13 protein-coding genes are annotated in these 21,130 nt (G+C 45.8%); all 13 read right to left on the bottom strand.

Annotation, left to right across the window (positions count from 1 at the left end; genetic code table 11):
• Positions 1-287 precede the first annotated feature (287 nt).
• Positions 288-6,773, bottom strand: coding sequence for a bacterial Ig-like domain-containing protein (locus tag V7R88_RS03000; RefSeq protein WP_338816421.1), 6,486 nt, complete (start codon positions 6,771-6,773; stop codon positions 288-290).
• Positions 6,774-7,232: 459 nt separating this feature from the next.
• Positions 7,233-7,703: an SsrA-binding protein SmpB gene (gene smpB / locus V7R88_RS02995; RefSeq protein WP_003641053.1), complete on the bottom strand. Its 471-nt coding sequence runs from the start codon at positions 7,701-7,703 to the stop codon at positions 7,233-7,235.
• Positions 7,704-7,728: 25 nt separating this feature from the next.
• A complete protein-coding gene (gene rnr, locus V7R88_RS02990; RefSeq protein WP_063724062.1) occupies positions 7,729-10,143 on the bottom strand; it encodes a ribonuclease R in 2,415 nt (804 codons plus the stop codon).
• An 8-nt stretch (positions 10,144-10,151) separates the two neighbouring features.
• The gene (locus V7R88_RS02985; protein WP_054399034.1) at positions 10,152-10,901 is read right to left on the bottom strand and encodes an alpha/beta hydrolase; all 750 of its coding nucleotides are present in this window, start codon (positions 10,899-10,901) and stop codon (positions 10,152-10,154) included.
• A gap of 48 nt (positions 10,902-10,949) precedes the next feature.
• The gene (gene secG / locus V7R88_RS02980) at positions 10,950-11,186 is read right to left on the bottom strand and encodes a preprotein translocase subunit SecG (RefSeq protein WP_003641050.1); all 237 of its coding nucleotides are present in this window, start codon (positions 11,184-11,186) and stop codon (positions 10,950-10,952) included.
• A gap of 99 nt (positions 11,187-11,285) precedes the next feature.
• On the bottom strand, positions 11,286-12,839 hold the full coding sequence (locus tag V7R88_RS02975; RefSeq protein ID WP_338816420.1) for a ClC family H(+)/Cl(-) exchange transporter: 1,554 nt from the start codon (positions 12,837-12,839) through the stop codon (positions 11,286-11,288).
• Between the two features lie 15 nt (positions 12,840-12,854).
• Complete coding sequence (locus V7R88_RS02970) at positions 12,855-13,730, bottom strand: hypothetical protein (RefSeq protein ID WP_338816419.1); 876 nt, start codon at positions 13,728-13,730, stop codon at positions 12,855-12,857.
• Between the two features lie 147 nt (positions 13,731-13,877).
• Positions 13,878-15,206 (bottom strand): phosphopyruvate hydratase, encoded by a 1,329-nt coding sequence (gene eno / locus V7R88_RS02965; RefSeq protein ID WP_003643976.1) that lies wholly within the window; start codon positions 15,204-15,206, stop codon positions 13,878-13,880.
• 81 nt (positions 15,207-15,287) lie between these two features.
• A complete protein-coding gene (gene tpiA, locus V7R88_RS02960; RefSeq protein ID WP_003643975.1) occupies positions 15,288-16,046 on the bottom strand; it encodes a triose-phosphate isomerase in 759 nt (252 codons plus the stop codon).
• A gap of 26 nt (positions 16,047-16,072) precedes the next feature.
• Positions 16,073-17,275 (bottom strand): phosphoglycerate kinase, encoded by a 1,203-nt coding sequence (locus V7R88_RS02955; RefSeq protein WP_338816418.1) that lies wholly within the window; start codon positions 17,273-17,275, stop codon positions 16,073-16,075.
• Positions 17,276-17,395: 120 nt separating this feature from the next.
• Positions 17,396-18,418 carry a type I glyceraldehyde-3-phosphate dehydrogenase gene (gap, locus tag V7R88_RS02950; protein WP_003643974.1) on the bottom strand — a complete coding sequence of 341 codons (1,023 nt, stop codon included), beginning with the start codon at positions 18,416-18,418 and terminating at the stop codon, positions 17,396-17,398.
• 66 nt (positions 18,419-18,484) lie between these two features.
• Positions 18,485-19,516, bottom strand: a complete 1,032-nt coding sequence (locus tag V7R88_RS02945) for a sugar-binding transcriptional regulator (protein ID WP_003641043.1) — start codon at positions 19,514-19,516, stop codon at positions 18,485-18,487.
• A 216-nt stretch (positions 19,517-19,732) separates the two neighbouring features.
• Positions 19,733-21,070 (bottom strand): RNA polymerase factor sigma-54, encoded by a 1,338-nt coding sequence (gene rpoN / locus V7R88_RS02940; RefSeq protein ID WP_338816417.1) that lies wholly within the window; start codon positions 21,068-21,070, stop codon positions 19,733-19,735.
• Between the last annotated feature and the right edge of the window lie 60 nt (positions 21,071-21,130).

Raw genomic sequence — 21,130 nt, 5'->3', positions numbered from 1 at the left:
TATATTTTTTTAATTTTCCTTTAATGATGTCGCTATCATCAGCTGTTTACTTAATAAAATAAAGTAAATAGTCATTTCTAACAAAGATTCTGATGAAAGTACCCCCTTTTTACGTTTTAAAATTTTGTTCAGTCATTAATCACCGATTAACGGCGTACTTGACACTGGGTTCGCAACATGTGGCAACAATCGTTAACAAAACGGACCGATTCATTTTGAATCGGTCCGTTACAAGAAATCGCTATCAATTTCAACCAACTAGTGAACTGAACTCGCCAATCATACGCTTAATCCTCATGCCTATGCCGCCGACGTCCTAATCCAATTAGTCCGAATAATCCTGATAATCCAAGTAATACTGCACCTTGCTGTGCTGATTGGCTACGTTCGTCTGTCTGTGGCAGTGTGTCAGCAACCGTATCAGTTACTCGTGTCACAGGGGTCGCTGCCGCTTTGGCCGCGCTAGTACGCTCATTTTGGGCTGGTAGGGCTGGCGCTGCTGACTGAGTGCCCGTCTTGACCTTAGTCTGCGGTTGAGTAGCCGCGGCAGGTTGTTGCTTCGTCGTAAGCTGATCACCAACGCCCAAGTCGACGGTCTGACCATCCGAATCGTTAGGTCGCTCACTCGGCTTCGGTGTTTCATTAGAATCAGTGTTGCCCGCATGATCATTGCCGTCAGGGCTAGGTGTTTCGCCGTGATCATTGTTGTCAGGGTCGGTCGTGTTAATGTGATCATCGTCAGGTAAAACCACGGTCACCACGGCCGTCTTAGTTAACTGATTACCGGCAACATCCGTATAGCGGTAAGTCAACGTGTACTGGCCAGCGCGTTGTGTGTCGACCGTACCATCGACCGCGATGTCAGCTAATGTCAGCACTTGGCCCTGGGCATCGGTTGCACGTTCAAAATTATCCTGAGCAGTCCAAGTGTTTCCGACGGTCAACTGACTATCACGCACTTGTAACTGGGCCTGACTGGCCAATACATTGATGCTTGTCATAACAGTAATCAAATTACCCGCACGGTCCATGTAACTTAGTGTCAGTGGATAATTGCCGGCCTGCTGTAAGTTCAGGTGACCATCTACAGTCACCCGCTGGCGCTGCGCTGCTGTCAGCGACGTGCCATCCGCTGCCAAACTCGTTGACCAGTCAACACTATCATTCAGTGACCAGGTCGTCTTAGGACCGGCAATCACGGTAACTGGCCGCGTACTGATTTTGGCCTGCGTGGCAACAGTCGTCACTTGGACCAACGCCGTTTGCTGTTGTCCTAGCGAGTCCGTGTAAACCAGTTGCACAGTTTGTGGCTGACCAACATGGGCAACCGTTAAGTCTGGCATCGCCACGACTGTAATAGCGGCGTTGTTGACCGCAATCGGCTGGCCCATACCATCAGTGATCGTTCCAATACCCTGATGATAATCCCACTTGGCAGTCGGACCCGCGATGACCGTTTGTGGCTGAGTCGTCAATGCTGCTTGGTCCACCGTCACCGTCGTAGTCGCAGTTTTGACGTTGCCCACCGCATCAGTATAGGTCAAGGTGACTTGTTGTTTCCCGGCCTGTTGGGCATTGATGGCCGTCATCGTAACGTTTTGATAATTCTGACTTGTCTGGCCCCAGGCGTCCGTTAAACCAGTGATTAGATCCGCAACCGTTAACTTGCCAACAGTTGCAGGCCAGATCACCTGATCAGCACGAGTCGTCATGTGCGCCTGTGAGGCGACCGTTGTGACCTTCGCCGAAGCGGTTTGGGTCAATCCTAATTCATCAGTGTAACTGAACGTAACGACTTGAGGCCGTTCCACCATAGCTGTGCTCAAATCTGGACCTGTCAATACCTTAATATTGGCATCACTGACATTAAGCACTTCACCGGCAGCATTCGTCACAGTTTTAAAGTTCGTCCGATAATCCCACTGGGCAGTTGGTCCGGCAACCGGTCGAGCGGTTTGGGTCGTTAAGGCGGCTTGATCAACCGTCACTTGGGCGTTTGTTGTCACCTCGTTGCCATAATCATCAGTATACGTTAGAGTCACCGTTTGGACACCAGACTGGCTGGCATTGACCGCACTCATCTTGACATTGGTCAAAGACGACACTTGAGTGCCATCCGCACCGGTAATCGTTTGCAAAAAGTTGGCTGGCGTCAGTTGCCCCGCATCTTTGGCCCATACAATCTGTGCCGGACGTGGCACGAGTGCCGCCTGTGATGCCGTTAAGGTCAAAGTGGCTGACACAGTATGCGTCTGTTGCAGATCATCCGTGTACATCAAGGTAACCGTTTGCGGCTTATCGATCATTTTAGTCGTCAGTTGCGGGCCGGTGATAACCGTAATTTTTGCTTGATCAGGATTCAACTGGTGGCCTTGCGAATCCGTAACAGTCGCCAACTGTTGCCGATAATCCCAAGTCATACTTGGCCCCCAGATTTGAGTCCGGTTCTGACTCTCAATCTTGGCCTGATCAACCGTTACTTTTACAACGGCACTTACTTCGTTACCAGCCGCATCTGTATAAGTTAATGAGACGGGTTGAACACCTGGCCGGGTCGCGTCTAGCTTAGACATCTGAACGATTTGATAATCAGTCACCGCTTGTCCAGAGGCGTCCGTTAAGCGCGTTACAAGGTCATTAGCCGTTAGCTTTGCCGCTGCATCCGGTTGCACAATAACTGCTTTCTTGGCCGTTAACGTAGCTTGTGAGGCCACAGCTGTCACCATTGCCGTGGCCGACTGTGATTTCCCGAGCTCATCCGTATAAATCAGCGTAATCAGCTGTTGTTGCCCGACTGAATCAACACTCAAATCTGGCCTGTTCAACACTTTAATTGTCCCCGGTTGGACGGTAATAAGTTGCCCAGCTGCATTCGTCAGCTGACTAATACCTGCTTCGTAACGCCACGTTGCCGTCGGGCCAGCAATTACCGTGCTTGGTTTTGTCACTAGCTTTGCCTGGTCGACTGTCACATTGGCATACGCGACGGATTGATTACCCGCAGCATCCGTGTAAGTCAACGTCAAACGTTGCTGTCCCGCTAGCTTGGAATCCAGCAGACTCATTTTGACATTGTCGTAATTTGTAATCAGATGGCCTTCAGCATCGTATAAACGATCAACTAAGTCCGTTGCCGTCAGTTGTTTAGCTTGATCAGGCCAAATAACCTGGTCAACGACAGCCGTAATCTTCGCCTTTGAAAGCGTCGTCGTTACAATCACGGCGGTCGTGTGAACTTTACCCAGACTGTCAGTATAGGTCAACGTAACCGTCTGTGGCTTGCCAGCCTTTGCTGGAGCTAAATCCGGTGTCGTGGCTGTAATGTCAGCAGTATCGACATCAATTGTCTTTCCGTTGGCATCGATAACTTGAGTCACGCTGTCCCGGTAATCCCAAGTCGCGGTTGGACCGGCAATTGGATATGTCGCTTGACCAGCGATGGTGGCGAAATCAACGGTGACTGTCGTCGAATCAGTCGTTTGGTTACCATACGCATCCGTATATGTCAGTGTCACGGTTTGTGGCCCGATAGCTTTAGCATCAAAACCACTCATCGTCACATCGTCAAAATTCGTGACTTTATTTCCCGCCGCATCAATTAACTCACTGACCAGGTCGGTTGCCGTCAGCTTTTTGGCTTCATCAGGTATGATGATCTGGTCGCTGACAGCCGTAATCTTCGCCTTCGAAGCCACCGTGTTGACAACCGCAGTGACTAAGTGTTCTTTGCCCAACTCATCCGTATAACTGAGTGTCACCGTTTGGTCATGGCCGACCATCGCAACACTTAAATCAGGTTCAGTAACGACTTTAATATCAGCGGTTGCGAGATTATCAAGCAACTTTCCATTTGCATCCTTGACCCATTCCAAACCAGCTAGATAGTCCCATTTAGCTTTAGGCCCCGCAATTGGATTCGTTAGCTTGGTCTTCAAATCTGATTGGTCAACCGTTACTTTGGCATAAGCTGTCACTAGATTGCCAGCTTCATCCGTATAAGTAATAGTAACGGTCTGCGCGCCACCCTTGCTCGTGTCAATTGAACTCATTGTGACATCTGTTAGGTCGGTGCTGGTGTCGACGGGGCTCCCGTTAGCAGCCGTGATTGTCACCAAATCGGCAACTTTTAATTGGGCAGCCTCACTGGGCCAGACCGTTAACGGCGCCTTGGCTGTGACTTGTGCCTGAGAAGCAACGACTGTTACTTGAGTTGGGACGCTGATGACATTGCCCAACGCATCCGTATACGTGAGTGTGACAGTTTGCGACCCAATCTGCGTTAAATCAGGTTGCTGATCAACCACAATGTTAAGTCCGTCTAAACTAACCGGGTCCCCATCAAAATCAGTGACACTCGTGACATACTGGCGGTAGTCCCAACTTGAGTTTTTGGGCCCTTTAATGATGGTACTATTACGCATTGTTAAGTCGGCCTTAGTTGCGACCATCGTCACTGTGGTGGTTGTCGTGTGGACCATGCCAGTGGCATCATCCGTATACGCCAGCGTAACCGTTTGCGCGCCAGCTTTACTCGTATCCAAGCCTGAAACCGTGGCCGTCGCGAGCTCGTCGGCACTTAGCTTATCGCCAGCTGCATTGTGGGAGTTGTCCGTGTCGATTAAATCACTCATCGTATATGTCGGCTTAGCACCCATTTTAATCGTCAATGGTTTACCAACTAGTTTGCCTTGATTTACCGCTACCGCAACCGTACTAGTTTGCTGCCATACTTTGCCATACGCATCCGTGTACTGCAAGTCAACTTGATAGGTACCGGCAGTTTGAGTGTCGACCGTCGTTACAGCAGTATCGCCGTTCACGCTAATAACTTTGACGACTGTATCAGCCGTCGCATAAATATCAGTCCCATTCACATCTTTTAGTGTTGCAACACTATCGGCAACTCGCCAGGTCGTCTTCGGCCCGGCAATTAATCCGGTTACATTCTTGGACGTGAAATCAGCATAGGATGGGCTAGTTTCCCAGACCCAAGTGATTGTATCGGCTGAATTATCGACGCCATTATACAAAGCCATTAACTCACTCGACGTATACGTCTGGGTGGCATCAGCTTGATTGACCCATTTACCGGTATAGCCAGTTCCAGTTGGAATGTCTGGCAATGAACTACCGACTAAATATGTTTTTGACCCAACCGTTAATGCGTTTAGGTTCATGGGCAACGGATTCCCGCTACTATCTTGATTCAAAAACATATCATGATCTGCAGGTTCCTTATATAAATCAGCTTCAGTCACTGCCGCAAAGTTAGACATATCCAAGCTCGCAATGTTGATTGCCTTTAATCCAGGGGTTCCCTCAAACATAAACTTAGTACTAGTTAACGTACTGCCCGTCTGCCAGCCCGTTATATCAAGATCAGTGAGATTGGTATCATTTAAAAACATCGATGACAACGCTGTAACATTCAACAAGTTCCAGCCATGTAAATCCGCCGTTGTTAAACTCTTATCTCCATTGAATAACCCATCTATATCCGTGACCATCCGCACATTCCAAGTACTTAGATCAATACTGGTCAAGGCCGTGTTAAATGAAAACATTCTTTTTAAGCTCACTGGTTGAACCGTATTCAACTGCCACTGACTTAAATCATAAGATTGAACTCGCGAGTCACTGGCGAACATAGAGTCAAAGGACGTACCAGAACTGACATTCCAATGCGCTAATCCTGAAAAGTCAGCAATCTTGGTTCCCAAAAACATCATTGAAAAGTCAGTGACTTTCGAAGTATCCAGATTTTCAAGGCCATCAATACTGGCCAAATTTGGATTATACCGGAACATATAACTAGTATCAGTCCCCGCATTAATTGGACCATCAATCACTACTTTCGTTAACTCACTGCCAAAATCCCCCGGTACGTCGCTGACATCACCCACTCCGGTCCAATCACCAGCATGAATCGTCAACACACCATCATCTGTATACTGCCAGGCACTTGTTCCCATAGTCCCAGTTGAAACAACAGTTGCGGGTGTGGCTGCTCGCGCTAATAGTGCCCGATTTAACTGGACTTTATCGTTAGTCGTCGTAATTGTATTAGTTGTGGCAGTTACAGCTATCGGACTAGTTTCTGAATCCACAACTTTTTCAGTTTCATTAGAATCTTTCGAGTCTGGGTCACCAATACTGGCCATTGTGCTAGTACTTGGCGATGCGACACTTGAACGATTAGTTTGTAGTGATTCATCAGCCACCACCGTGTCCGTCACATTAGATTGAATGCCACTCTCAGAGCCCGTTCCTTGATCATTTTGATAATCAGAATTTTGTGTTGTGACTTTCTGTGAACTCGATGCGACACTTACTGAGCTGTTTGCCGTTTGGTCCAAACTGTCGCCAGAACCAGTTTTAGCCTGACTGCTTGCTGCTGTTGAATCAGAGGTACTGAGATTGCTGGTTACGTTTTCATTTCCGCCTACTGCCGTAACCGGCTGTTCAGTCTTTGAGTCAGTGGTTGTGCCACTAACTGCCTGCTTTTTTCGAGCGCTGGTACTTGTTGTTGCCGCACTAGACTGAGTCGTTGCCCCTGTTGTACTAGTCGTAGTAGTCCTTAAAACCTGTGAGTTGGATGATGAGGATGCCTCAGCAGTGGTCGTAGCTGCGGTGGCTGCGGTCGTCGTTTCCGTATCTGCCCGACTTATCAGTGGATTCAGAGTAAAGGTAGCCACGGTAATACCAGCAAATACCCAGAAACGTCCCTTTTTATACATTTTATAATGCTGCTTGCTCGTTATAAATCTATTCATACATGTCCCCCCAAGAATCCATACAATAAATCATATCAAAATTAGCTTATTATCAATTTTAGTTATACTAAATCTGATTAATATCAGAATAATAACATTCTCCAAAGTTTAGCATCAATTATATTTATTGAATCAATTAATAAATAACGCGTTTAACTATCAATACAATTATATGCTAACATAATTACCGGCTAAGTCGCAAGTGCTTGTAACCAACCTTTCGCAAAACATTTATAGCCTGACAACTATTTTGCTAGTATCCAGAACATTTATAACAGTGAGCACTACATCAGTACATATAAAATATATGCTTGCCGTCGTCCGTCCACGGCACAGAACCACCAACAACACATACTAAAAAAGGTCTTCCAAGAATCGAATTAATTCTTGGAAGACCTTTTTATGACACTGCCATACTCGTTGTATGATGCAGCGATGCAACGCTAACGTAATCGATGCCTAGTAATGTTTCATGACCCGGTCGATTTGACGCTGTTGTTCGCGTTTCTTGATATCTTGCCGTTTGTCGTATTCCCGTTTCCCGTGAGCGACTCCAATTAAGACCTTCGCAAATCCATGCTTGAGATACATCTTAAGTGGAATGATCGTCACACCCTTAGTCATTGTTGCTGCACCTAGTTTACTGATTTCTTTCTTGTGCAACAAAAGTTTCCGGGACCGTAACGGGTCAACGTTATAACGGTTACCCTCTTTAAACGGACTAATGTGAACGTTTTGCATCCAGGCTTCACCGTTGCGAACTTGAACGAAACCATCCTTTAAGTTGACCCGCCGATCGCGAACGGATTTGATCTCCGTCCCCGTCAGCGCAATGCCAGCTTCATAGGTTTCCTCAACAGCGTAGTCATGGCGTGCTTTCCGATTTTGAGCGAGGGCGGTATCTGGGTGCTTACCGTGTTGTTTGGCCATTGCCGCACATCCCCTTACTTAAAAATTAACGCCGACGATCAGTTGATGACCGCCGATTGTTGTTAGTACTATGATTATTATTGTTGCTATTATGATTATTATTGTTCCGGCGACCATTGCTATTGCCATTACGATGGTTATTGTTGTTGCCACCACGATGGTCGTTATTCCGGTTATTATTGTTCCCATTTCGTCGGTAGTTACCGTTATTGCCACCACGCCGGTTATTACCACGATAGTTATCATGATGTTCCCGCTTTGGCAATAAATCAGTCTTTGGCGCTTCTTCAGGATTCAATAACTTAAAGTCGACTTCTCGTTGATCCTTATCGACCCGCATTAGTTGAACTTTGACGGGCTGGCCGATTCTAAATGTCCGTTTCGTCTTACGACCAACCAACGCTAATTGTTTTTCAACGTATTCGTAGTAGTCGTCGTCCATCGTACTGATATGAACTAAGCCTTCAACGGTATTTTCTAGTTCAACAAACAGACCGAATTTCATAACGGAATCAACAACGGCTTCAAACGTCTCACCAACGTGATCAGCCATATATTCAGCCTTCTTCATTGAATCAACGTCGCGTTCAGTATCAATCCCCCGCCGTTCATGATCAGAAGTCGTTTCCGCAATATTTGGTAGGTTATCCCGATAACGTGCCCGGGCTTCTTCACCAGTGCCGTTTTCAGCATAATGGCGAATCAAACGATGAACCATCATATCTGGATACCGCCGAATTGGTGACGTAAAGTGAGTATAATACGGTGCCGCCAACCCAAAGTGACCAAGCGACTGGTCAGCGTATCGGGCCTGCTTCATGCTCCGCAGCATCATGACTGAGACCATGGCTTCTTCGGGCTTACCAGCAACCTTCTTCAAAACGTCTTGAAGCATCTTCGGCTTAACATCCTTAGAACTCCCCTTGACACTGACACCAAAGTTAGTGACGAATTCAAAGAAACTAAGCATCCGGTCACTATCAGGCGTTTCATGTACCCGGTAGATAAACGGTACCTTAAGTTGACTATAGTTTTTTGCAACCGTTTCGTTGGCTGCCAACATGAAACTTTCGATCATTCGTTCAGCTAAGCCACGTACCCGTAATTGAATGTCAATTGGATGACCGGCTTCGTCAACGATAATTTTAGCTTCGTTATCATCAAAATCGATCGCACCACGATGCCGCCGATGCTTGTACAAGATACGGTGTAAGTCGCCCATCGTATCAAACATGTCGACCAAGTCCGCGTACTTTTCACGCGTCTTGGGGTCATGGGCTTCGAGAATCTGATTAACAGCGTCATAAGTCATCCGGGCGTGTGACCGAATCACACTTTGGAAAATCTTATGGTTAACGATTTCCCCCGTTTGATCAATCTCCATCTCACAACTCATGGCTAATCGTTCAACATCAGGATTTAAGGAACAAATCCCGTTTGATAGCCGCCGTGGCAACATTGGAATCACACGGTCAGTTAAGTAAACTGACGTCCCACGTTTGAATGCTTCCCGGTCTAACTCAGAGTTTTCGGTAACATAATGGCTAACATCCGCAATGTGAACGCCTAGATGGAAGTTCCCATTTGGCAAACGCCAAGCAACGACCGCGTCATCCAAGTCTTTAGATTCGGCGCCATCAATCGTTACTAATGGCTGATCCGTGATGTCGACCCGACCAACTTTTTCTTCATCAGTCACGTAATCTGGAATCCGGTTAGCTTCATCCGTCACTTCTTCTGGGAACACTGATGGGACGTCGTGTTGGTAGACCACTTGTAAGACGTCCATCCCAGGATCATCAACACTCCCAATCACCTGCTTAGCAATCCCAATCATCCGCGTTGGATGCTGAGCATCAGGATAAGCAGCCACTTCAGCAATGATGACTTCCCCTTCAGTTGGGTGCAAGCCTTGATCAGTGATCAATAATTGATATTTGGATAACTTCTTATCCTTGATTGCAACAGAACCAATAAACCCGGCCTCGTCCGTACTTGGTGTATAAGCACCGACAATCTGGGTATAGTTCCGTTTAACGATGCTGACGATTTTACCTTCAGGACCGCGGTCGGAACCGGGACGAGCTGGTCGAATGATTTCAACCGCAACATCGTCACCGGTAATGGCAAACTGCGTATTGTCCGGATTGATATAAATATCAGGCAAATCGGGATCGTAACGAACGAAACCAAAGCCCTTGTCATTACCATGAAATGATCCTTCAACGGTCTTCGTTTCCTGGACTAACTTGAAATGATCATGATCATCGGTACTAACTAATTTTTTACGTTCCATATTCGCAAGTTCTTTTACTAGAAAAGTAAACGCCGTTGCGCCTGTAAAATGCAGTTCATCCGTTAGTTGTTCAACACTATACGTGCGATCGGGATGAGCCTGCAAAAAAGTCAGGATTTGTTCTTGTAAGTTTGCTTCTGACATTATTTACCTCATTTATAAATAGTTTTTAAATATGTTAAGACATCTTGTTCCAATTGGTGATGCGCATTGTTGACGGTAATCACGTGTCCAGCATCAGCGTACCAATGAAAATCAACTGGTACCTGCGTTAATTGGTCACGTAATCGCCGCGCAACCGTCGCATCAATTAATTCATCTTGCCCACCCTGACCAATGAAGAAAGGTTGGGTCACAGCATTAAGGTGACGCGTGACCTCCGTCGTGGTGAAGGTGTTGACTGCCTGCAGTTGCTGCTGAACCAGGTCCGGCAACGTCATTAAGATCTGTTCACGCTCGGCAATTGAGAATTGACTGTGCGCCAGTTGATGGTGACTCAGCGTGATGAACATTTCAGCAACGTCACTACGATTACCAGCAAATAGTGGTGAACTAAACGTGCCACCACCTAACAACTGCGAATCACGTTCCAAAGCCGCCGTCGCAAAAATGCCACCTAATGATAAGCCAAAGATACTAATTTTAGTATAGCCTTTTTGCCGCATAAATGATATTGCTTGTTGCGTATCTTGCCACCACTGTGCCGGGGTCTGCGCAAGAATATCTCGCGGATCATCAGTCGCGTGACCACTGAACTGGGGCCCATAAACTGTATAATCTTCCCGTTCTAATGCTCGGGCTAACATCCGCACATCATTGGCACTCCCTGCATAGGCGTGCAATAAAATGACGGCGTGTTGGCCATGTTCAAAGAAAAACGGTTCCGGTTGTTTCAGCATCATCACACCACCTTAAAAAAAAGCCTCCTGAAATCACAGGAGGACGGTCAATTACTTCGATGAGTACCATGCTAGAGCTAACGCCAGGATAAAGAATGCGATTCCTAATACCACGGTTACCTTCTGCATGAACGCTTCAAAACCGCGGGGCTTCTGCTTGGCAAACAAGTCATCAGCACCACCGGTTAATGAAGACATGGCATCATTAGTTTTGGATGGTTGCATCATCACCGCAATGATAATCAAAACGGAAACAACCAGTATTAACGTTAACAATAAATTATACAAGAAATGTGCCTCCTAAAGCCTCCGCTATGTCTATAACAATTTAACATATTTTGCCTTATTTTTCCAGTATCCTGAACAATTCGTTGGTTTATTCAGCACTCAGGGCGTTGCGGCCGTTAAATGTGCGATTTGGTGCCGCACCCACGCGCGATTATCCCGATCAGTCAGGATAATCAGTGTATCACCGGCCCGCATCAAGGTGTCCCCATGTGGGATCACTTGGCGCTCCCCACGGCGAATGGCAATCAATAACGACTCAGCTGGCCATTTAAAATCACGCACTTGATGCCCCTCTAACTTAGAGCCTTCAAAGATCGGCAATTCCAACCGATCCTGGACACCACTATGTTCCGGCAACCGGGGCTGAATTAATTTCTCCAGCAAGGCCTCATAAATCGGGGCGCCACCTAAGAGATCCACAACTAGGTAGGCCGTCATTGAAACGACTGCTAACGGCATCAAGTGATGTAGTGTCCCGACCATTTCAGTAATCAATAAAATTGCAGTAAACGGTGCTTTACCAATACCGGCAAAGTATCCAGCCATGGCAAAAATAATAAAATTCGGAATCAGGCTCGTCGGCATCCAACCAACGACAACCATGAACTGGGCGTAAATTGCCCCTAAGATAGCGCCCAGCGACAGGATTGGCAAGAAGATACCACCCGGTAAACCGGACCCATACGAGATGGTTGAAAAAGTAAACCGTAAGACAAAGATTCCCAGTAAAGCGACTAACGCTGGTGTTATTGCCGCTAGATTCAAGATAACAGAATTGCCGCCCCCTAATAGCTGCGGCCACATTAATCCAATCGGAATCACTAATAAGAATGGCACCAAGCCGTCCAACCAACTGGGCAACCGTAACTTGGCGTACCAATTCGGCATCGTCAGCGTCACGTTTTGATACAGATAACCGAACACACCAAGAAAGATTCCGAGTCCAATCAGATTGCCATATTGACTCAACGGTAGGTTATGATCGTACGGAATGTGTAATACCGGCACCAGGCCGAAGAAATTCAGTGAAATAAAATTACTGGCCATGGCGCTAACCAAGGCAGTGGTCCAAATGATTGGTGAAAAATTATGATAAACCTCTTCCAGAACAAATAACGTACTGGCAATCGGTGCGTTGAACGCCGCTGAAAGACCAGCTGCCGCACCGCCAGCAATCAAGGAACGTCGGTCTGAACCAGTCTGCTTGAGTTTCGACGCAACACCCTGACCAATCGTGGCTCCCAGTTGAATCGAGGGGCCTTCGCGTCCAAGGAATAATCCAGAGCCAATGCCCAAAACACCACCGACAAACTTGCGCCAGAGCACCGACCACCAGCCATAATCAAGCTCACCGGCTAATTGGCCCTCAACTTGTGGAATCCCAGAACCTTTAATGTTCGGTTCCTTTTTGACTAGCCAGCCCACAAAGAACGCCACGACCACGGACAGGCCGATCCAGGGGAAGAGCAGTAACCAATTCGTATGGATTTGGGCGTACACCCATTGAACGAACTTTAGTCCCTGCTCAATGCTGAAACGAAAAACACTAACCACGATACCCGCAATCACACCGACAATCAGTGCCCGGCCAATCGAGCTAAACCGTGTAAAATCAAAATGTTGTTTTGCAATGTGCGGCCGCTGTGCCACCATGAGTCCCCCTCTTAGTTATGATAATCGTTGTGCAATCGCTTGCTGGACGGCCGTCAACGTCACGGTCGCGCCAGGAAGTAATGTCTGAATCTGCTGTGGGCCATCAACGCGTAATAACAAACCTAGTAACAGATCTGTCTCCAAGTCGTCAGTTTGATAAGTTTCCTTAAATCCGGCCAATAAGTCGGTATCATCATTAAATGCTTGCAAAACCAGCGGGACTAATTCCGTTTGTTTGGCAGCTTGATGGGCGGCGCTGAACCGCTGTAAACCTAATTCACCACTAGTCACAATTAAATTATCGCCCACTAGATTGCCATGAACAAACTGATTGGGCGTTACGACGTGTACTTGTAGCCAGGCCGTACGCTCGGCAACAAAGTCGGGGCCCAGTGTATCCCACTCGGTTGATTGGGCAGCGGTTGGCCCAAATGCAGGAACTTCAGTATTAAGTCGCGTCAACATCGTCCCAATCTGGCGACCTAGCGTTGACTTAGCAAGGGGCTTAGCCGTCGCACAAAATTCAGTTAGCGTCAGACCTTGTAGTGGCTGATAAATCACGTAGTAGAACTGGTACTTATCAAAGATGAAGCCCGCATGCAATAGACGCGGCGCACCCAAGCCCAACCGAGCCATCCGGGTCAGCCCAAAGCGTTCCGCCTGATAATGGGCCCGAGTCTGGGGAGCAACCTCACTGGGTGGGAAAATCGCAATTTGGGTGGGTCCGACCGTAAAGCGGGCGGCCAACTTATCCGCAACGGGTTCTGGCGTTTTATAAGGTTCATTCTCACTGGCATAGATTTTTTGGATCAACGATTCAAAAGCACCAGCATTCAATTGCAGTCCTTGCCAATCAGACCACTCATTAATTTGTTGCTGAAAGTCATCCATTCTGTTCTCTCCTTACTCAAAATACGCATGTTTCTATTTTACCACGACTCGTCCGTCCCTATACTCCAAACTCAAACAGATGTTCCTTAAATTATGTATAATAAAAACGCCGTCCCATCGGAACGACGTTTTCATTAGAACTTCAAATTACTTGCTAGTAATGGTGTTCCGTGCAGCTTCGTCTAAGTTGTAGAAACCGTGGATACCTTTGTATTCTGAAGTGCTTTCAAGTTGGTCTTCGATCCGCATTAATTGATTGTATTTAGCAATCCGTTCAGTACGGCTCATTGAACCAGTCTTGATTTGGCCAGCGTTCATTGCGACAACTAAGTCAGCAATGGTCGTGTCTTCAGTTTCACCAGAACGGTGAGAAACGATAGCAGTGTAGCCAGCTTCTTTAGCCATTTCGATAGCTTCAACAGTTTCAGTCAAAGTACCAATTTGGTTAACCTTGATTAAGATTGAGTTAGCAACGCCCATCTTGATACCCTTTGCAAGGTAGTCCGTGTTCGTAACGAATAAGTCGTCACCAACGATTTGAACTTTCTTACCAAGCTTGGCAGTTGCCATTTGCCAGTCTTCCCAGTTGTTTTCATCCAAAGGATCTTCGATAGAAACGATTGGGTACTTGTCAACGATGCTGTCAAGTAAGTCAACGAATTCTTCGGCAGTAAATGATTGACCATTTTCGCCTTCACCCTTTAAGTCGTACTTGCCAGTTTCTTCGTTGTAGAATTCTGAAGCGGCACAGTCAAAGGCAATGGCAATATCCTTACCAGGCTTGTAACCGGCACGTTCGATAGCTTCAACTAAGATTTCGAATGGTTCTTCGTTGTTCTTCAAGTCAGGTGCAAAACCACCTTCGTCACCAACGGCAGTTGAGTAACCGCGTTCGTTCAAGATCGCTTTCAAGTTGTGGAAAGTTTCTGAACCCATCCGGATAGCTTCTTTAACTGAAGAAGCACCAACAGGCATGATCATGAATTCTTGGAAGTCAACGTCGTTGTTGGCGTGGGCCCCACCATTGATAACGTTCATCATTGGTGTTGGTAAAACGTGAGCGTTGAATCCGCCAAGGTAGTTGTATAAAGGCATTTCAAGTTCGTCAGCAGCAGCACGTGCAGCGGCAATGGAAACACCTAAGATAGCGTTAGCGCCTAACTTAGCTTTGTTAGGAGTACCATCTAACTTGATCATAGCTTGGTCAATGGCACGTTGGTCAGTTACATCGTAACCAACAATTTCCTTAGCAATTAACTTGTTAACATTGTCAACGGCTTTAGTAACACCCTTGCCCATGAAACGGCTCTTGTCACCGTCACGTAATTCAACGGCTTCATGTTCACCAGTTGAGGCACCTGAAGGAACGATACCGCGGCCAAATGCGCCACTTTCAGTATAAAGTTCAACTTCAACAGTTGGGTTACCACGTGAGTCTAAGACTTCGCGAGCATAAATATCTGTAATAATAGACATTAATTTCTCTCCTTAAAATTGGCTTGTTATTTGTTTCACACTTATTGTAGAAGTTTGTCAATCAACTTGCAATAACTATTATTAGTTATTTTGGTAATTAACAAGTTCCAAGAATGAATCAGGTTGTAATGAAGCACCACCGACTAAACCACCGTCGATATCATCTTTGCCCATTAATTCGTTAACGTTGGCTGGTTTAACACTACCACCGTATTGAATCCGAACTTTATCAGCAACTTCTTGTGAGTAAAGGTCAGCAACAGTCTTACGAACAACCGCACAAATTTCTTCAGCTTGGTCACTCGTAGCCGTCTTACCAGTACCGATGGCCCAGATTGGTTCATAGGCAATTACCAATGAACTTACTTGGTCAGCTGATAAGTCTTTCAAAGCAGCCTTGATTTGGCCTGAAACCCATGATTCTGCTTCGCCGGCTTCACGTTGTTCTAATGATTCGCCACAGCAAATGATTGGCTTCATGCCGTTCTTGAAGATAGCGTGTGCCTTTTTGTTAATGTCTTCGTCAGTTTCGTGGAAATAACCGCGACGTTCTGAATGACCAATAACAACGTAATCAACGCCTAAGTCTGCTAAAGCAGCTGGTGAAGTTTCACCAGTGAATGCCCCAGCATCTTCAAAATAAGCATTTTCAGCAGCAATCTTTAAATCAGAACCCTTGGCAGCTTCAACCATTTCTTGTAAGAAAAGGGCTGGAGCAGCAACGACTGATTCAACTTTTGATGGATCTGGTAATTGATCCTTAACAGCATTAACGAAAGCTAAAGCTTCGCTAGCCGTTTTGTTCATTTTCCAGTTACCGGCAATAATAGGTGTACGCACGATAAACCTTCCTTTCGGAGAACAGATTATTTTTCAGAAATAGCAGCAATACCAGGTAATTCCTTACCTTCAAGGTATTCAAGTGAAGCACCGCCACCAGTAGAGATGTGGGTTAACTTGTCGCCAACGCCAAGTTGCTTAACAGCGGCAGTTGAGTCCCCACCACCAACGATGGTCGTTGCGTCTGATAAAGTTCCTAAGAACTTACCAATTTCAAGCGTACCCTTGGCGTAGTTGCTCATTTCGAAGACACCCATTGGTCCGTTCCAAACAACGGTCTTAGCGTCGCGTAAAACGTCTTCGAATTCTTCGACTGACTTAGGACCAATATCTAAGGCCATGTAGCCATCAGGAATTGAACCTTCAACAACCTTGCTAGGAACATCGTTATCAAACTTTTCAGCAACGATTGAGTCGCTAGGTAAGACTAACTTGTCGCCAGCTTTTTCGATGATTGACTTAGCTAATTCAATCTTGTCTTTTTCAACAAGTGAGTTACCAATGCCCATGCCTTTAGCAGCATAGAACGTATAAGTCATCCCACCACCGATGATGATCTTGTCAGCTTTGCTGATTAAGTGATCGATAACACCGATCTTATCAGAAACCTTGGCACCACCTAAGATAGCAACGAATGGGTGCTTAGGATTGTCAACCGCGTCACCTAAGAACTTGATTTCCTTTTCCATTAAGAAACCAGCGGCAACTTGATCCATGTTTGAAGCAATCCCAACGTTAGAAGCATGGCTCCGGTGAGCAGTCCCGAAAGCATCGTTGACGTAGACATCACCAAGTGAAGCCCAGTACTTGCCTAATTCAGGATCGTTACCAGATTCGCGCTTAACTTGTTCGCCGTTAACAACGTCTTCAAAACGAGTGTTTTCAACAACTAAGACGTCACCGTCGTTCATGTTGTTGATGGCAGTTTCAAGTTGTTCGCCTTCAGTAACAGGTACGAAGGTAACAGGCTTGTTTAATAAGTTTGAAAGACGTTCTGCAACAGGACGTAAGCTTAAGCCCTTCTTGTCGTCTTCGCTCTTAATCCGACCTAAATGTGAGAATAAGATGGCTTTGCCATCATGTTCAATCACGTATTTGATCGTTGGTAAGGCAGCGACGATCCGGTTGTCGTCACCAATTTTGCCGTCTTTAATTGGAACATTAAAGTCGACACGAATTAAAACTTTTTTATCTTTAACATCTAAATCTGAAACGATTAATTTAGCCAATGTTAAAATCCTCCTAGAATTCGTGACTGCTGAAATTAAAAAAACGGCAAGAGGAGTTTTGCCTCCCCCCGCCGTCAAAACCATATGCGGTTTTAAAGTTCTTAACTATCTAATCAAATATTAGAGAGTGGCGAACTTCAATAAAGTACGTACCATTTGGCAAGTGAAGCCGTATTCGTTATCGTACCAAGCAACAGTCTTAACTAATTGGTTGTCACCATCAGAAGTAACTTCTGTTTGAGTAGGATCGAAGATTGAACCGAAAGTAGTACCGATAACATCAGATGAAACGATTTCGTCATCGTTGTAACCAAATGATTCGTTACCTTCAGTATGCTTCTTGATTGCGGCGTTAACTTCGTCAGCAGTAACTTTCTTGTCTAAGATAGCAACTAATTCAGTTAATGAACCATCAACAACACCAACACGTTGTGCATGGCCTTGTAATTTACCGTTCAATTCTGGGATAACTAAGCCAAGAGCCTTAGCAGCACCAGTTGAATGAGGAATAGTGTTTACACCGGCAGCACGGGCAGCACGGAAGTTACCACCACGTACAGGGCCGTCAAGTAACATTTGAGTTGAAGTGTAAGCATGGATAGTAGTCATAGTACCAACCTTGATACCGAATTCTTTGTTTTCAAAGAATGCTAATGGTGCAAGGCAGTTAGTAGTACATGAACCAGCAGAAACGATACGGTCATCTGCAGTCAAGATGTCATCGTTAACGTTGTAAACGATGGTCTTCAAGTCTGAGCCAGCAGGAGCAGAAATCAAGACACGCTTTGCACCAGCGTCCAAGTGAGCTTGTGACTTAGCCTTTGAAGTGTAGAAACCAGTACATTCGAGAACGAAGTCAACACCGTCGTTCTTAACCCAAGGAATATTTTGTGCTTGTGGTTCAGCATAAACACGGTAGTTCTTACCGTTAACAACGATTGAATCGTCGGTTGCTGAAACGTCAGCGTTCAAAGTACCATGAGTTGAGTCATACTTCAAAAGATGAGCCAACAATGCAGGTGAAGTTAAATCGTTAATAGCAACAACTTCGATATCACTTGACTTTTCACCAAGTTCTAAGATACGACGGAATGCTAAACGACCGATACGTCCGAAACCATTAATACCAATTTTTACAGACATACTAGAATTTCCTCCTTGTGGAAATAAAAATAGTTTTATTTTAAAAAGCAACTTCACTATAGAAGATTACTTTTTTAAAATCAAGTTAGCCGCACCCTCATCCGTGATCAAACACGTCTGTTTAGGTGCAATGTTCTTCATATACGCGGCAATTGCGGTGGCTTTTGAAGCCCCACCCGCAATGGCGAGTATAATCTCCCGATGGGCCAGTTCTCCGATTTGCAATCCAATCCGCGGAATCCGGTAGACCACGTTACCCTTCTTATCGAAGAAGTAACCAAAGGCTTCACCAATCGCTTCACGACTGCGTAACACCTTGATCTGATCCTCAGACATATTCCGGCGATGGGCCATTGAAATGGCTTCACCGATACTATGCACGACCACGTTGGCTTGCCCGATAATCGCCAGCACCTCTTGAATACTTGGTTCTTTGAGGAGTGGTTCATACGTCCGTTCACTGACCTGTTCTGGTACAAACAACGAGCGGAACTTACCGCCAGTATGTTGTGCCATTTGTGACGCGATGGTATTTGCTTGAATCGCAACCGATTCACCAACACCACCACGCGCCGGAACAAATAACAAATCACGTTTATCACCTAATTTATTAGTTAAGTGACTTGCCACATGTTCCATGGTATGCCCACCCATAACAGCAATAATATTACGCCCTTCCGGCAATAATTGCTGTAATAGCTGGTTCACTTCTTCGCCCATGGTCCCAATAACTTTCAACTGTCGATCGGAATCACCAGAAACGATGATGCAACGCTTAATATTAAAGTATTGCGCCAACTGTCGTTCTTTCTGGCGAATGCCCATTAGCTCATCCATAAAATGACTTAGGCCTACTAACACGTCCTGACCTTGCTGGGTAACTTGCATGCCCGATTTGTTTGTCATAATCAAATCTAGCTTCCGCAATGTATCCGTTTCGGTCCGTAACGTCCGTTCGCTAACACCCAACGTCTGAGCTAATAGCCGACGTCCAACTGGGGCCATCCAATTAATGGTTCTTAATACTAAGTAACGACGACTCAGCATGTCAACCATATCTGGGGCAATTGCCTCAATCCATTGAATATCTGAATGCATGGCATCCAACCTGCTCTCTAGTGGGACGGGTCTGGTCCAGCTATGTCGAAAAGCGACCCAAAGACTTCAAAAAACAAAGCACACAACGCAAATTCACTAAGAAATCAATGTTGCATACCTCTCTTACCACAACATGAATTATAACAGGTTCATAAGGTGGTTGCAAATGAAACCCCAATTAAACTTATAACCGACTGGTCCAAATGGCGCGTTAAATTATCGTTCAGTTCTCAAGTATTGTTTTCGCCTTGATGACGACGGAATGTTAAGGTTTTCACGATATTTCGCCACTGTTCGTCGGGAAAGTTCGACATTTTCCGCATTAAGAATCTGAACAATTTTTTGGTCTGAAAGCGGTTTTTCTTTATTTTCTTGTTCAATCAGGGTCACAATTCGGTGTTGAACACTGTCGGCTGATACGATTTTACCACCAGTGGGACGTTTGCTGACCGCTTTGGTAAAGAAACGTTTAAGTTCGAACATGCCAAAGTCCGTTTGAATGTACTTTCCATTAATACTCCGGCTGATCGTTGACTCATGCACTTTTAACTGTTGCGCCACATCGCGCAACAATAATGGTTGCAAATCCGTCGTCTTTTCCAGAAAGAAGTCCGCCTGCCGCTCGATAATCGCCGTTCCCACTCGAAAAATCGTCGCTTCACGTTGCTGCAAACTGCTGGCAATCCAGTCATACTCGTTCTTCTTTTCCTTCAAATACTCCGTCACTTCTTGATCATCGTGCTGCCCCATCTGCTGATAGTACCGACTGCGGAATTTAACCACGGGCTGTGCCATGGACGCGGTCCGCAACGCCAGCTGGCCGCCTTGATTCGACACGACCAAGTCAGGAAAAATATAGCCAGTCGTCTCCTGACCGATTGCCGCACCGGGTACGGGAGTCAGTGTTCGCACATAATCATAAATACTTGAAATATCTGCAAGCGTCACCTGATACTTCTTAGCCAACAAGTCCCATTGCCGATTAACCAGCTCGTCAAAACTTTCTTCCAAGACAATGTAGGCTAAGTTTGGTGCATGATCATCATTTTCTGTCTGCAACATCAGCGCTTCCTGCAAGCTACGTGCGCCCACACCTGGTGGATCGAGTTGTTGCAATAAAGTAATCGCATCCAATAACTCAATTGGTGTCGCACCAGTTTCTTGCTGGACCTGGGCATCGTCAATCCGTAAATAACCGTTCACATCAACGTACTCAATTAAGTAAAGTACGATTTGCCGTAAATGGGTATCGCGCATCGTTAGGTGGATCTGATCTAATAAGTATTCAAATAGTGACCGCTGATTAGAGGTCGAGACACGCTCGATAAAATCAGCCTTTGATGTCACATTTTTGGCTGCATTCAAACTCGCATGATTATTATTCCAATTTGTATCCACATCAATCAACGGGTTCTCTAATGTCTTTTGCGTCAGAAAGTCTCGTAATTCTTCCACATTAAACTGCAACATCTGAATGGACTGTTGTAGTCGCTGGGTCATTGCTAATTTCTGTGATTGCCGCTGTTGCTGGCGAAATCCTGGTCCCAGTGCCATAAAAATACCTCCCTGAATAAATTTTTATGTAAAACCCTTGTGTTTTTATCCATTATTCGC

Source organism: Lactiplantibacillus argentoratensis (genome assembly GCF_037290055.1).
GTDB classification, from domain to species: domain Bacteria; phylum Bacillota; class Bacilli; order Lactobacillales; family Lactobacillaceae; genus Lactiplantibacillus; species Lactiplantibacillus plantarum.
The sequence above is the reverse complement of the archived record's forward strand: the minus strand, read 5'-3'. Positions and strand labels throughout refer to the sequence as shown.

What these genes read in the sequence shown, in the direction of transcription:
- V7R88_RS03000 (WP_338816421.1), bottom strand. Translation starts at nt 6,773, where the DNA reads ATGAATAGATTTATAACGAGCAAGCAGCATTATAAAATGTATAAAAAG.
- smpB (WP_003641053.1), bottom strand. Translation starts at nt 7,703, where the DNA reads ATGGCCAAACAACACGGTAAGCACCCAGATACCGCCCTCGCTCAAAAT.
- rnr (WP_063724062.1), bottom strand. Translation starts at nt 10,143, where the DNA reads ATGTCAGAAGCAAACTTACAAGAACAAATCCTGACTTTTTTGCAGGCT.
- V7R88_RS02985 (WP_054399034.1), bottom strand. Translation starts at nt 10,901, where the DNA reads ATGATGCTGAAACAACCGGAACCGTTTTTCTTTGAACATGGCCAACAC.
- V7R88_RS02975 (WP_338816420.1), bottom strand. Translation starts at nt 12,839, where the DNA reads ATGGTGGCACAGCGGCCGCACATTGCAAAACAACATTTTGATTTTACA.
- V7R88_RS02970 (WP_338816419.1), bottom strand. Translation starts at nt 13,730, where the DNA reads ATGGATGACTTTCAGCAACAAATTAATGAGTGGTCTGATTGGCAAGGA.
- eno (WP_003643976.1), bottom strand. Translation starts at nt 15,206, where the DNA reads ATGTCTATTATTACAGATATTTATGCTCGCGAAGTCTTAGACTCACGT.
- gap (WP_003643974.1), bottom strand. Translation starts at nt 18,418, where the DNA reads ATGTCTGTAAAAATTGGTATTAATGGTTTCGGACGTATCGGTCGTTTA.
- V7R88_RS02945 (WP_003641043.1), bottom strand. Translation starts at nt 19,516, where the DNA reads ATGCATTCAGATATTCAATGGATTGAGGCAATTGCCCCAGATATGGTT.
- rpoN (WP_338816417.1), bottom strand. Translation starts at nt 21,070, where the DNA reads ATGGCACTGGGACCAGGATTTCGCCAGCAACAGCGGCAATCACAGAAA.